Annotated in this window: 10 protein-coding genes; 4 read left to right on the top strand and 6 right to left on the bottom strand. The window is 74.3% G+C overall.

Annotation, left to right across the window (positions count from 1 at the left end; translation table 11 throughout):
• Positions 1-14 precede the first annotated feature (14 nt).
• On the bottom strand, positions 15-1,232 hold the full coding sequence (locus PZB75_RS18320) for a glycosyltransferase (protein WP_275538753.1): 1,218 nt from the start codon (positions 1,230-1,232) through the stop codon (positions 15-17).
• 345 nt (positions 1,233-1,577) lie between these two features.
• Here PZB75_RS18320 and PZB75_RS18315 point away from each other — a divergent pair, with 345 nt between their 5' ends.
• From PZB75_RS18315 to PZB75_RS18305, 3 genes are all read left to right on the top strand, one after another.
• Positions 1,578-2,363, top strand: a complete 786-nt coding sequence (locus PZB75_RS18315) for an SDR family NAD(P)-dependent oxidoreductase (RefSeq protein ID WP_275536387.1) — start codon at positions 1,578-1,580, stop codon at positions 2,361-2,363.
• Positions 2,364-2,645: 282 nt separating this feature from the next.
• Positions 2,646-3,782, top strand: a complete 1,137-nt coding sequence (locus PZB75_RS18310; RefSeq protein WP_275536386.1) for a DMT family transporter — start codon at positions 2,646-2,648, stop codon at positions 3,780-3,782.
• Positions 3,776-4,591 carry a polysaccharide deacetylase family protein gene (locus tag PZB75_RS18305; protein WP_275536385.1) on the top strand — a complete coding sequence of 272 codons (816 nt, stop codon included), beginning with the start codon at positions 3,776-3,778 and terminating at the stop codon, positions 4,589-4,591. Before PZB75_RS18310 ends, PZB75_RS18305 begins: the two co-directional genes overlap by 7 nt.
• Positions 4,592-4,638: 47 nt before the next feature.
• Here PZB75_RS18305 and PZB75_RS18300 read toward each other — a convergent pair whose 3' ends face one another.
• A complete protein-coding gene (locus PZB75_RS18300; protein ID WP_275536384.1) occupies positions 4,639-5,373 on the bottom strand; it encodes a GAF and ANTAR domain-containing protein in 735 nt (244 codons plus the stop codon).
• 1,011 nt (positions 5,374-6,384) lie between these two features.
• A complete protein-coding gene (locus PZB75_RS18295; protein ID WP_275536383.1) occupies positions 6,385-6,834 on the bottom strand; it encodes an STAS domain-containing protein in 450 nt (149 codons plus the stop codon).
• A 312-nt stretch (positions 6,835-7,146) separates the two neighbouring features.
• On the opposite strand from PZB75_RS18295, the gene PZB75_RS18290 reads away from it, so the two are divergent.
• A complete protein-coding gene (locus PZB75_RS18290) occupies positions 7,147-7,875 on the top strand; it encodes a GAF and ANTAR domain-containing protein (protein WP_275536382.1) in 729 nt (242 codons plus the stop codon).
• A 137-nt stretch (positions 7,876-8,012) separates the two neighbouring features.
• Here PZB75_RS18290 and PZB75_RS18285 read toward each other — a convergent pair whose 3' ends face one another.
• From PZB75_RS18285 to paaN, 3 genes are all read right to left on the bottom strand, one after another.
• Positions 8,013-9,476 (bottom strand): FAD-binding oxidoreductase, encoded by a 1,464-nt coding sequence (locus PZB75_RS18285; protein WP_275536381.1) that lies wholly within the window; start codon positions 9,474-9,476, stop codon positions 8,013-8,015.
• Positions 9,477-9,666: 190 nt separating this feature from the next.
• On the bottom strand, positions 9,667-10,980 hold the full coding sequence (locus PZB75_RS18280; protein ID WP_275536380.1) for a LuxR C-terminal-related transcriptional regulator: 1,314 nt from the start codon (positions 10,978-10,980) through the stop codon (positions 9,667-9,669).
• Complete coding sequence (gene paaN / locus PZB75_RS18275) at positions 10,977-12,764, bottom strand: phenylacetic acid degradation protein PaaN (protein ID WP_275536379.1); 1,788 nt, start codon at positions 12,762-12,764, stop codon at positions 10,977-10,979. The genes PZB75_RS18280 and paaN overlap by 4 nt, the downstream gene beginning before the upstream one ends.
• Positions 12,765-12,834 lie beyond the last annotated feature (70 nt).

Below are 12,834 nucleotides of genomic sequence, written 5' to 3'. Positions count from 1 at the left end.
CCTTGCACATGTTTCTACATGCAGGGAAAAGCGTATGTCCCGGTCCTGGTCGGAAACGGACCGAACCGGGTGTGCAGCAGATGCGCGGCGTCCGCCCGGAACGCCGACCTGCCCCCGGCGACGCGTTCGTCCCGGGCCGGCCCGGGTCCGATCAGCAGATCGAGGGCCGCGAGGAGTTCGCGGGGGGTTTTCGCGTGTACGGAGAGACCGGCGGCGGCCATCTCCCTCACGCCGTCCGCGCCGTGCCCCGGGATGGGGCGGAAGCTGATGACCGGGACACCGGAGGCGAGTGCCTGCGCGGCCGTCTGGCCCGCCGCGTTGTCGATGAGCACCCGGACCGACGCGAACAGTTCCGCCATGTCCTCGACCCAGCCGAGGGCGAGTACCCCCGGCAGCCGGGCGGCGCGGCGGCGCAGCCGTTCGTCGCGCCCGCAGAGGAGCACCGGCAGGAGGCCCCGGCGGTGGAGCGCGCTCGCGGTCTCGGGCAGCCGCGACCCGACGCCCCACGCCCCGGCCGACAGCAGCACCGATGGGCGCCCCGGGCCGTGACGTGCGAAGACGCTCGGCCAGGCGGAGTGGGTGGAGGGGGCGGGGCGGGACGACGGGGCCGAGGAGGTCGAGGGGGTCGCGCTGGTCGTGGAGGCCGAGGGGGCGGAAGCGGTCGTGGCGCCGGCTCGGGTTCCGGTCGGCCGGTGGTAGTGCGGGGACACGATCGGGCCGGTGGTGACGGCGGGTCGCCCGGTGGCCGCTCGGACCGCCCGCGCCACCGGCTCGCTGACGCACAGGTAGAGGTCGTTGCCTGGGTGGAGCCAGCCCCGGTGGACGGCGAAGTCGGTGACGACCACGACGCTGGGCACGGCGAGTTCACCCCGGGCGCGGAGTCGGCCGGTGATCTGGCCCGCCAGGTGGAAGGTCGACACGACGACGTCCGGGCGCTTCCGGTCCGCCAGCTCCGCCAGCCGGTGTCCGGCGAGCGCCGCCAGTGGGGAGCTGTCCGGCCGGCCGTCGCCGGGGGCGCAGCCGTCCGGGGCGGGGGCGGGTGCCAGGAAGGTCCGGTAGATCGCCGCGTAGAGCCGGGGCAGATGGCGGACGCTCCCCCGGTAGAAGGCGCGCAGGGCTGTTCCGGTCCCGGCGGGAAGGAGGGTGAGGACATCCCGTACGAGGACATCGTGCCCCCTCGACCGGAGTCCGCGCGCCAGCTCCCCGGCGACGGCGTCGTGGCCCGCGCCCATGCCCGCGCTGAGGATCAGGAATCGTTGCCGTACCACCGCTCTCCCCTCGTGCCCGTACTTCGCACCCGTGCTCGTACCTCGCGGGCCTGCGTCCCCGTCTCGTGGCCCGTCCCGCTTCCCGCCTGCCGGGCGGAGAGACAGGGGCGCGCTTCGTCCCGTCACCCGTTCGCCGGGGCCAAGCTTCCGACGCGTCCCTGCCACGATCCCGTGATCGTCGCCCCGTCGCTCGACGGGAGGACGCCGTCCGGTGGGACCGGGCGCACCGGTTGGCCCCCGCCGACGGGCAGCGCGCGGCGGGAGCGCCGATGCTTGGGGTCAAGCAGCCGAAAATTCGGAGGATGGACCATGCCCGACGCCTCCCGGCGAACGGCCGATCCCCTCGCGGTGCGGAGGGTCGCGCTCATCACGGGCGCCTCCTCCGGCATCGGTGAGGCGGTCGCCGACCGACTGGCCGCCGACCCCCGCTGGCAGTTGCTGCTGAGCGGGCGGGACCGGGAACGGCTGGGAAAGGTCGCCGAACGGACCGGTGGCGCCGCACTGCCCGCCGACCTCACCATCGGCGCCGACCGCGAACGTCTGGCCGGACAGGCCCTGGAACGGGCGGGCCGGGTCGACGTCCTCGTCGCCGTGGCGGGCATCGGCTGGGCCGGGCCCTTCGCGGAGATGCCCGGTGACGCCATCGACCGGCTGCTGACCGTCAATCTGGGCGCGGCGATCCACCTCGTGGGACTGCTGCTGCCACACATGCTGTCCCGGGACATCGGCCATGTGGTGCTGATCGGTTCCATGGCGGGCTGCGTCGGGGTGCAGGGGGAGGCCGTCTACTCCGCGACGAAGGCGGGACTAGCGGCGTTCGCCGACAGCCTGCGGTACGAGCTGGCGCCGACCCGGCTACGGGTGTCGATGGTGCTGCCGGGGGCGGTGGACACCCCGTTCTTCAGCCGCCGGGGCGTTCCGTACCACCGCGTCCGTCCCCGCCCGGTGACCGCCGAACGGGTCGCCGACGCGGTGCGGCACGCCATCCTGCACGACCGGCAGGACATCTTCGTACCGGGCTGGCTCGACGGACCCGCCCGGCTGCGGGGGGCGGCGCCCGGGGTGTTCCGGTCACTGGCGAAACGCTTCGGCTGAGCACCGCCGGACGGGTGACGGGCGGTGACCGGCGAAGGCCGGGGCGGCGTGATCGTACAGCCCGGCGGGGCACGGTGGTACGACCCGGGACGGCCGTACGACCCGGAACGGCCGCTTGGCCCGGCACGGCCGTACCGCCCGGGGCGGTCATACGGACCGGCGCGGTCGTACGGACCGGTACGGCCATACGGCGCGGGACGGTCATACGGCGCGGGACGGCCGTACGGCCCGGTACGGGGAGGGAGCACAGGACCCGATGGCAATGACGAGGACCGGCCGCCGATGACTCCGCTGTCGATCGTCCTGGCGCTGCTGGCCGCGCTAGGCAACGCCCTGGCGTCGGTGTTCCAGCGCCGTGCGGCGGCCGACGACAAGGCGGAGACCGGCGCCCCCCGCCGCCCCCTCGGTCCCGACGACTCCGCCGACGCCGACGGCCCCGTACCGACCGATGCCGCAGGCCCGACCGACGGTCCCGGCCCGACCGATACCGCCAACCCGACCAAGGGCGCCGTCCCGTCCGATACCGCAGGTCCGACCGGCGGGCCCGTCCCGACCAATGCCGCCGACCCGCCCGACGACCCCGTCCCGACCGGCGCCCCCGTCCCGGCCGGTGCCGCGACCCCGGCCGGTGCCGCGACCCGGGCCGACGCCCCCGCCTCCCGGCACTCGTGGCCCGTGCGGCTCCTCCACCGCCGGGTCTGGCTGTGGGGTACGGCCATGCTCGTGCTGTCCGGGATCTGTCAGGCGGCGGCCCTGGCGGTCGGACCGCTGGCCGTCGTACAGCCGGTGATGACCACCGAGTTGCTGTTCACCCTGGTCGTCGGCGGGCTCGTCTTCCGTCGACGGCCGGACGCGCGCACCCGGTGGGCGATCGTCGCCATGGGCCTGGGCCTCGCCGCGTTCCTGGCGCTGGTGGCCCCCACGGGCGGCAGGGCCACCGTACGCGCGTCCGACTGGCTGGTCGCCGGCGGCTCGGTGATGGCCGCCGTGGTGGTGCTGGTCGCCGTCGCACCACGGCTGCGGTCCGCCGCTCGGGCGGCCGTCCTCGGCACGGCGACCGCGATCGGCTTCTCCTGGACCGCCGCGCTGATGAAGGACGCCGTCAGCCGGCTGCCGGACGGTCTCGGGGCGCTGCTCGCGGTCTGGCAGCCGTACGCCGCCCTCGGCGCCGGACTCGTCAGCTTCCTGTTGCTCCAGATGACCCTGCGGGCGGGCAGCCTGGTGGCCTCCCAGCCCGCGCTGACCCTGGGCGACGCGCTGCTGAGCGTGGTGCTCGGCGTCGCGCTGTTCGGTGAGCGCATCACACTCGGCGCCCGGCTGCTGCCCGCGCTGTCGGCACTCGCCGTACTGGTCCTGGGCAGCGTCCAACTGGCCAGGTCACCGATCGTCTCGGGGGACGAGGAGAAGGAGACATGGTGAACCCACGTCCACCGGAGGCGGCCGGAACCGCACCGGCCCGCCCGTTCCTGCCGTTCGCGGCGACCGCCCTCGCGGTCGCCGGGTGGCACATCGGCCCGGCCGCCACCTGGCTCCCGCCGGTCCGCAGGGCACTCGCCCCCGCGCTCGACGGCCGGGGCGCACCCGACCGGGTCGCGCTCACCTTCGACGACGGGCCGGACCCGGACAGCACCCCGCACTTCCTGCGGGCCCTGGACCGGCTGTCGGTGCGGGCCACGTTCTTCGTGCTCGGTGAGCGGTTGCGGCTCCATCCGGAACTGGGGCGTCGCATGGTGGCCGAGGGCCATGAACTCGCCGTGCACGGCTGGCGGCACGAACGGCCCTGGCGGCCCCGTCCGGCCCGTGACACCCATGAGCTGCGGCGGGCCGTGGAGACCGTCGTGCGCGTCACGGGTACGCGTCCCGTCTGGTACCGGCCGCCGTACGGCATCCTGACCGGCGGGCGCTGGGCGGCCGCCCGCCGTCTCGGCCTGCGCCCGGTGCTCTGGTCCGCCTGGGGCCGCGACTGGACGGCGCGTGCCACCCCCGACAGCGTGCTCGCCGAGGTGACGAGCGCCCTGCGCGGGGGCGGCACGGTGCTGTTGCACGACTCGGACGCCATGAGCGCGCCCGGGTCCTGGCGGGCCTCCCTGGGAGCCCTGCCCGGACTCGCCGCCGTCTGCCACGCACGTGGTCTGACCCTGGGTCCGCTCGCCGTCCACGGGCTGCGCCCGCCACCGGGCGACGAGCCGTACGCCTACGTCAACGCGCCCCTGGGGACGGCCGGTTGAGCCGTTCCTCGTCGCCGTCGGCACACCCACCCGTCCGCCCGCCCGGGTCAGGGGCGGGGCTGGATCGCCTCGCTGATCGGGGGCTGGCCGGTGATGCCCGCGATGAGTTCGGCGCACAGATCACGGAGTTTGATGTTGCGGTGCTGGGACGCGGAGCGCAGCACCTCGAACGCCGCCTCGGGGGTGCAGCGTTGCTGGCCCATGATGACGCCGATGGCCTGGTCGATGACCGTACGGGACTGAAGGGCCGCCTGGAGATCGGCGGCGAACTCCTGCGCGTCGGAGATGCGTTGGGCCAGCGCGATGGCCCCGGTGGCCTGCGCCGCGAGGAGCCGCAGGGACGCGATGTCCGCGTCCGCGAAGGCGTCCGGCAACGGGGCGTAGAGGTTGAGCGCCCCCGCCGTGTGGGTGTGCGGGGCGATCGGCAGGGACAACGACGAGCGGGCGCCACAGGCGGCGGCATGGGCCGGATAGGCACCCCAGCGCCCCTCGCGGAGGGTGTCGGACACGCTGACGATCTCGCCCGTACGCATGGCCTGGAGGCACGGGCCGTCGTCCTGCCCGTACTGGGCCTCGTCGAGCCTGGCGGCGTTGGCGCCCGCGCTGGACACGGTCACCGGGCGGCCCTCCCGCTCCAGGGTGATGCCGCAGCCGTTCGCCACCGGCGCGAGATCGAGGGCGCTGCGGGCGAAGGCCAGGAGGAATTCGTCCAGGGATTCGGTGTCCAGCAGGAGCGCGGTCACATCCGGCGTCACGGAAGCTGGCCTGTCAATCATGATCATCTTTTCTCGGCGGTGCGGCGTCGGCGGTGCGGGCATCCGGGCAGGCGGCAGCGTCCCGGGCTGCTGGGACCTGCCGTCCGCCGGTTCACGCGTCCGGCGTTCGCGCGCACTGGTGGAAGGGGGTGCGTCGGTGGATTCAGCGGCGGGGGCCGTGCCGGGAAGGGCCACGGTCCGGCCGGGGCAGGAGCACCGCACGACGGTGGCCGCCCTGGACGTCCCGGCGGAGCGGTCGCGTGTGACGTGGCGTCACGCTCGGCGGGGCGGGGCGGGCGGGAGCGTGGGTGTCTCGCCGCGCACGGGGCGGCGCTCGGCGGGTCACGGGCACCAGCGAGGTCTGCTGCGGGTCGACGACGACGGTCCGCGGACCGTGGTGTCGTACCGGCCGGCGCGATCCTCGATCAGCGACGTGTTCGGCCTCGACGTCGGCGACCTCGCCCGGTTCGACGACCGGACGGGTGGTGAGGCGGTGGCTCACGGGCAGCACGGCGCACTCCATGGAAGCAGAAAGGGGCCTTGGGCGGGCCACTTCCTGACCTCAGCGACCCATTATGCCCTTGTCGCCGCTGCACCGGGCACCCGGAGGGCCGTGCGCTTCCCCAGGGCCGGGCGGGCCCGGAACGGTCGGCCAACGGCACCTCGGGGCGGTCCCGGCCGCGCGCGTGGAGCTGGTCACGGAGGCGGGCGGGCGGGCGGCCCGGGAGCGCGCGCGGCCCGGGAGGGCAGGCGTGACGGGAGCGCGGGCGTGACGGGAGGGCAGGCGTGACGGGAGGGCAGGCGTGACGGGAGCGCGGGCGTGACGGGTCCGCGTCAGCGGCGCCTGTCAGGGGCAACGGCATCCGTACGGGCCCGCGTCAGCGGCGACGATACGGCTGCGCGTCAGTGGCGCCGACACGAGTGCGCGTCGGTGTCACGCGGCCGGTTCCACGTCGGCGGTACGAGACCGGGCGCGGCGGTGCCGGCCGGCCGCGACGGCGGACGCCTCACCCCGCCGGGGCGGGTCGTCACGGCGGGTCAGCCGTCGCCGTCCGGTGACAGCCGGGCACTCGGCGCTCCCCTCTGGGGCAGTCCCCGCAGTGGGGGCGGGTCCGCGCCCTCGGCGTACCGGGGAGCGACGCCACAGCCACGGGACATGGCCACCGCTCCCGGCAGGGTGGCGGCCACCCGCAGGACCCGCCGGGCGCGGACGATGCCGAACACCCTGCGCGCCGCCGAGCAGCGTGCGGTGACGCACAGCACGATCCCGCGCTCCTCGGCCGTCCGCCGCAACCGCAGCAGCACGTTCAGGGCGGTCGCGGTGACGATCGGTGTGTGGATGTCCACGATGAGGACGTGCGGCCCTCCGGCGTCCGGCAGCAGACGTCTCAGCTCCCGCTCCACCGCGGCCTCGTTGTCGATGTCGATGACATCGTGCAGCTCCGCAACCAGGTGGTGATCACTGAGGAGGTAGCTCGTGCAGCTCAAGACGCGCTCCGTGGAAGCAGGACTGTAGGAAGGCCGCTTCCTGACCTCGGGTGCCGGATACCCGCCGGAACCTGGAAGACACCGACCGCACGTGTGGCGCACGTCACATGTCGAGCCCTTGTCTCGGCAGGCTTTTCGAGGGAATCGGGGAAAGGGCGATAGTGGAAGAAGAGGCTGGCACCGAGTTCTCGTCCGGAATGACGCCGGCCCGCTCGCGCCGGAGGTGTCCCTTCGGTTCGGACCCCCAGCCCCTGGCGGCGTATTCGACGCCGACCAACGGCCCAGGGGCCCGCAGATCCGGAACGGAGCCGCATGACCGACGAAGCGACCACCGCCCCGCTCGATGTGACCGCGCTGCTGCTGGAGACCGATTCCCTGAACGGGTTCCTCCAGGCCCTGGCGGAAGCGGCCCTGGCCCGCGCTCCCGCCGCGGGCGGTTGCGGCGTCACCGTGGAGGGCCAGGGCCGCCCGCTGACCGTGGCGAGCGCCGGGGCCAGCGCCCTCGCCCTGGACGAGGCCCAGTACGGGCGGGACGACGGCCCCTGCCTCCAGTCCCTGCGGAACGGCGAGGAGATCCACGTACCGGAGATGCTGGACGAGAAGCGCTGGGAGGACTACCCCGCGTTCGCCGCCGTGAACGGTGCCCGCTCCTCGCTGTCCCTGCCGATCGCCCCGCACACCCACACCTCCGGCGCGCTCAACCTCTACTCCCCCGTACCGAACGCGTTCGACGGCACCGATCTCGTCGTCCTGCGCTCCCTCGCCGCCCAGGCCACCGGAGCCATCGCCCTGGCCCAGCGGATGGCCACGGCCCAGGAATTCACGGCCGACCTGCAAGCGGCCCTGCGGTCCCGTACGGTCATCGACCAGGCCATCGGCGTCATCATGGGCCAGCGGCGCTGCTCGTCCGACGAGGCGTTCGGCCTCCTGCGCACCGCGTCGCAGCACCGCAACATCAAGCTCCGCGACCTGTGCACCGAACTCGTCACCAACCTCTCGGGCCGGCCGCCGTCCGGCGAAGGGCTGCGCCCCCGAGCCTGACCACGCACGGCCGGAGCGGCGTGGCCGGCCGGCCATGAGCGCCGGGTACGGGACGTGCGCCCGTCGGCCACAGGGCTACGGGGGCCGGGGGCCACGGACAGCGGCCCGCCGACCGGACCCGGGCGCGGGCGCCGCGTTCAGCGCCGTCCCCGGCCCGTGGCCCGGCGGCCGAAGGCGGACGGCTCCACGGACACCAGACTCTTCAGCGGCCCCGGGGCCCGCCGACCCCGGTCCTCGTGGTTCTCCACCGCCCGCAGCGCGGGCAGCAGGAGCCGCGCCCCCGCCGTCCGCCACGGGTCCGGCGGTATCCAGCCGCCGGGTGTGCGCGCCAGTGCCGAGCGCGACCACTCGTCCTTCGTACCGAGCGCGAACGACGCCAGCACCTTCGCCATCAGCCGCGACGGCCCCACCCCGTCGCCCGAATAACCCGTCGCGTAGCTGGCGTTGGGCACCGAGCGCAGTCGGCCCGCGAACGGCAGCGAGGTGACGGAGTACTCGACGGGCGCGGTCCACGCCGACGCCACCGGGGCGTCCGCGAGGGTCGGGAACAGCCGCGCGAGATGCCTCCGGGTCTCCGCCGTGCGCAGCGGCGGGCCCCACATGGTGCTCGCCGACGTCGTCCCGTACTCCATGCCCACCCCGCCCTTCCCGAACAGCAGCCGCCCGTCCGGCGTCTTGCGGTAGTAGTTGAGGCGGCGCCGCGCGTCGCAGACGGAGGTGTCGTCGTCCCAGCCGAGCGCCGCGAACCGGTCCGGGACGGGTTCGGTGAGCAGGGTGTCGCTGGCTATCGTCACCATGCGCCGCCCCAGGTCCTCCAGTTGACCCGCCCAGGCGTTGATGGCCAGCACCACCTGGTCCGCGACGACACTGCCGTACGGGGTGACGGCCCGGGTGCGCCGTCCCGGCCGCAGCGCGAGCAGCGGGGTGCGTTCGTGGATGCGGACACCGGACTCCAGGGCCACCCTGCGCAGCCCACGGGTCAGCTTCGCGGGGTGCAGCGTGGCACTGCCGGGGTCGATCACCCCGCCGTAGTGGTGGTCGGCGCCGACGGCCCGGCTCGCCTCCTGTGCGGACACCTGGCGCAGCGGCTCGATGCCCGCGCGGTGCAGCTCCTCCAGCGTCTCCAGCCAGGCGCCCCGCTGGGCGGGCGAGGAGGCGGCCAGCAGCCAGGGCCCGCGCCGGTACTGCGCGTCGATGCCGTGCTTGTCGACGAACGCGAGGATGTCGTCCACCGCGTCGGCGGACGCCTCTCCGATCCGCCGCGCCTCCTCGTGGTCGCTGATCGCCACCAGACTGCGGAACCTCGCCCACATGGGCATCAGGAATCCCGCGTTCGCACCGCTCGCGCCGCCTCCGCAGATGTCCGCCTCGATGAGGACGACATCGGTGCCGGGGGCCCGTTCCAGGATCTCGATCGCGGTCCACAGACCGGTGAAGCCGCCGCCGACGACACACACGTCGCAGTGGAGTTCGTCCACCAGCGCGGGACTGCGGCCGTCGTCGGGCTCGTCGGCGAGCGCCGACCCCAGCCAGCCGGAGCGCAGTTCGGGGGCGGGGGCGTCGTGATGGGGCCAGGTGCGGGGCAGGACCAGGTCGGTCATGCGGATTACCTCCATGCCGGGGTACGGATGCGGTGCGTGCCGGGGTACGGACGGGGGCGGGGCGGACCCAGCGGTTCGGGCCCGCAGGTTCATGGCGGTTCAACCGTGATGGAGCGCGTCTCGGTGAAGTTCAGGGCAGTTCAGGGCCGTGCGGTGCGGCTCGGTGAAGTCGCGTGTGGTCCGTTTCGATTCAGTGCGGTCGCGGGGGTTCAGGGGGCGTCTCGCGCCCGTCGCCGGCGGTCCGGCCGCGACCGGTCCGGGGGAGCCCCGACAGCCGGCCCCCGGCGCGTTCGGCCGCGTTGAGCAGGTCGATCCGGGAGTTCACGCCCAGGGCGCGGTACAGCTTGCGCAGGTGATAGTTGACGGTGTGCGGGGACAGCCCGACGCGTTCCGCGATCCGCTGGTTCGACAGACCCTCGCCCACCAACCGGACGATGTCGCGCTGGAGTTCACTCAGCCCGCTCACGGCATCGAAGTCACCCCCGTGCACGGCGGCGCCGTCCGCCTCGGCCCGCACGGTGGTGGACCCGCCCCGGGTCCGTCTCAGCGCGGCCGCCTCGCGGCGCAGCGCGGACTGCAGGGTGGTGGGCACGGTCCCGGCGACCAGACATCGGGCGAGCACGCTGCCGAACCCGGGCCGGGTGCCGTCGTCCCGGATCAGCCCCGTCCCGTACGCCTCTTCCAGTACGACGATCAGGGAGGCGGTCGAGGTGTCCATCATCAGGCCCAGGTCCTCGATCGCCGTTTCCTGGTCGACGACGGCCATCACGCACAGCAGTTGGCGGCAGAGGCCGGAGCAACGGCCCAGGATCTCCCGTACGTAGAAGCGGGCCTGTTCGCAGCGGTGGGCGGCGACGAGCCGGGCGACGCCGTCCTCGGTGCGGACACTGCCCTCGTCCCGCAGTCCCTGGAGGAGTTCGATCAGCAGTCGCGGATGACCGCCCGTCTGTCTCAGCAGCCGTTGCAGGGAGCGGGCGGGCGGGGCGCCGAGCAGATCGGTCGCCAGGTGGAAAGCGGCCGGTTCGGGCAGCGGGCCGAGGGTGAGCCGGATCGTGCAGGCGGAGGTCCGGGCGTCCGCCGTCACCGGGTACGACATCCGTGGCACGGCGTCCGGCCGGTGCGCGACCAGCCACACCGTGTGGCTGCGGTCGCCGTACGCCCGTGGCGGTGGCTCCGCGCGACCGGGGCCGCCGGGGCCGGGCGGCGGTTCGTCCAGCAGCACCAGGGTGGGCCAGGGGGCGGCGGGAGGCGGGGTGCTCCGGGACGGCGGACGGCCCGGGTCGCCCATCAGACGGAAGCCGAGCCGCCGGGCGTCGGCCGTCGCCTCGTACAGCAGCCGGGTCTTGCCCACGCCTCGCGGTCCGACGACGGACACCAGGGCCCGGCCGCCCGCGCGGGCGCACTCCAGCGCCTCCCGGACCTGTGACGTCTCGTTCTCCCGGCCGCGTTGCGGCAGACCGGGCGGGGTGGCGGGCCCGGCGGCCGGGTCCCGGCCGGCCGTCACGGCCGGCCCGCCGGTTGTGGCGCGGTCCGCTCGCCCGTGCCGTACCGCCGCACACCCACCGTGCGGAACCTGCCCGCGACGTAGGCGCCGTCGCAGTAGACGGAGTTGCCCGAGGGGTTGAGGCCGGTGCTGTGCAGATCGGAGTAGACGGCGGACTGGGTGATGAACCAGTTGCCCACCAGATTCACCGACAGCATCACCCCGGTCCGCTCGCAGGCGTCCTCCACGGCCGCCTCCACCTCGGGGGACGTGGTGTACACCCCGACCGAGAGCGCCCCCTCCTCCTGGGCGGTGCGCCGCATCAGCTCGATCCCGTCGGCGGCCGAGTCCACCGCGACGGCGAAGGCGACCGGCCCGAGCCATTCGGAGCGCAGTGTCGCCCGGTCCCGGTCGCGGGCGGCGTCCAGCGCCACCAGGGTGGGGGTGCGGACGGTGGCGGCCGGGAACCGGGGATGCGCCACCGCCCGTGGCGCCAGCGCGACCGGGCCGACCGCGCCGGAGGCCGCGTACTCCACCCGGGCCAGCACATCGGGCCCGATCAGCGCGCCGAGCACGCCGACCGCCTCGGCGTCGTCTGCCAGCAGCCCGGTCACCGCGGCGGCCAGGTCCTCGACGCACCGCGCGTACGTCTTGTGTCCCTCGTCGGTGCTGATGCCCGTGCGCGGGATCAGCAGGTTCTGCGGGCTCGTGCACAGCTGTCCGCTGTACAGGGCGAGCGAGAAGGCGACGTTGTACAGCATGTCCCGGTAGCGCGCGGTCGACTCGACGAGCAGCGAGTTGACGGCGGACTTGGCGGTGAACACCTGGGCCTGACGGGCGTTGTCCTCCAGCCAGCGCCCGAATTCCGCCGATCCGGAGTAGTCGACGATCCGCACCTCGGGACGTGTGGCGAGATCCTTGGCCGACCGCTCCCCGGGCCGTTCGGCGACCAGGCAGACCACGTTCGGGTCGTGGCCCGCGTCCGCCAGGACCTCACGGGCGATCCGTACGGTCAGGGCCAGCGGCAGGACGGCCCGGGGGTGCGGTTTGACGAGTACGGCGTTGCCGGTGGCCAGCGAGGCGAAGAGGCCCGGGTAGCCGTTCCAGGTGGGGAAGACCCGGTTGGCGACGACCAGCCCGACGCCGCGCGGCACCACCGTGAACGTCTTGGCCAGGACGAAGTCCTCGCCCTCCGGCATGGGCTTGCGCCAGATCGCGGTGGACGGCAGCCGGGTCTGCTCGAAGAGGGCGTACGCCACCGCCTCCAGGCCCCGGTCCTGGGCGTGCACCGCGCCCGCGTGGAAGGCCATCAGAAAGTTGTGCCCGCTGGTGTGCACCGCCGCGTGGGCGAACTCGAAGGAGCGGGCGTTGATCCGGGTCAGGATCTCCGCGCAGACCGCCGCCCGCTCCCAGGGCCCGGCCGCCCGCCAGGACGCCGTAGCGTCCGTCATGGCGGGAAGCAGGACCGAGGGGTCGGAGTGCGGGTAGGAGATACCGAGTTCACCGCCGTACGGGGACCGCTCGCCTCCTCGGGCGGGTTCCGGGCCGACCGTGCCGTCACCGCCCGGCTGATCCAGCTCGAAGTGCTCGCCGAGCAGTTCGCGGTACGCCGCCTCGCCCTCCGCGGCGGCCCGCTCGCCGTAGGCGGCCTCCTCCTCGGGGAAGGGCGACCAGTGCTCCCTGGTGCGTATCGCCTCCAACGCCCTTTCCAGCAGCTCCTGATGCCTCTTCAGCAACGGGCTCGGGCCGACGTCGCCGCCGACGCTCCCGTACCGGGGCTGACGCCGACACTCCACTGTTCCCATCCGGGCTCCCCTCGCTCCGGGACGCTTCGGTGTCCCTGGTGATTGCGCTCTCGTTCCCCACGCCGCGCGC

The sequence above is a fragment of the Streptomyces sp. AM 4-1-1 genome, assembly GCF_029167625.1.
GTDB lineage: Bacteria > Actinomycetota > Actinomycetes > Streptomycetales > Streptomycetaceae > Streptomyces.
Note: the sequence above shows the minus strand (reverse complement) of the source record. Positions and strands in the feature narration are given on the sequence as shown.

Excerpts from the sequence above, each read along its gene's own strand:
- PZB75_RS18290 (WP_275536382.1), top strand. The coding sequence starts at position 7,147 with ATGACCGACGAAGCGACCACCGCCCCGCTCGATGTGACCGCGCTGCTG.
- PZB75_RS18320 (WP_275538753.1), bottom strand. The coding sequence starts at position 1,232 with ATGGGCGCGGGCCACGACGCCGTCGCCGGGGAGCTGGCGCGCGGACTC.
- PZB75_RS18285 (WP_275536381.1), bottom strand. The coding sequence starts at position 9,476 with ATGACCGACCTGGTCCTGCCCCGCACCTGGCCCCATCACGACGCCCCC.
- PZB75_RS18300 (WP_275536384.1), bottom strand. The coding sequence starts at position 5,373 with ATGATCATGATTGACAGGCCAGCTTCCGTGACGCCGGATGTGACCGCG.
- paaN (WP_275536379.1), bottom strand. The coding sequence starts at position 12,764 with ATGGGAACAGTGGAGTGTCGGCGTCAGCCCCGGTACGGGAGCGTCGGC.
- PZB75_RS18310 (WP_275536386.1), top strand. The coding sequence starts at position 2,646 with ATGACTCCGCTGTCGATCGTCCTGGCGCTGCTGGCCGCGCTAGGCAAC.
- PZB75_RS18305 (WP_275536385.1), top strand. The coding sequence starts at position 3,776 with ATGGTGAACCCACGTCCACCGGAGGCGGCCGGAACCGCACCGGCCCGC.
- PZB75_RS18315 (WP_275536387.1), top strand. The coding sequence starts at position 1,578 with ATGCCCGACGCCTCCCGGCGAACGGCCGATCCCCTCGCGGTGCGGAGG.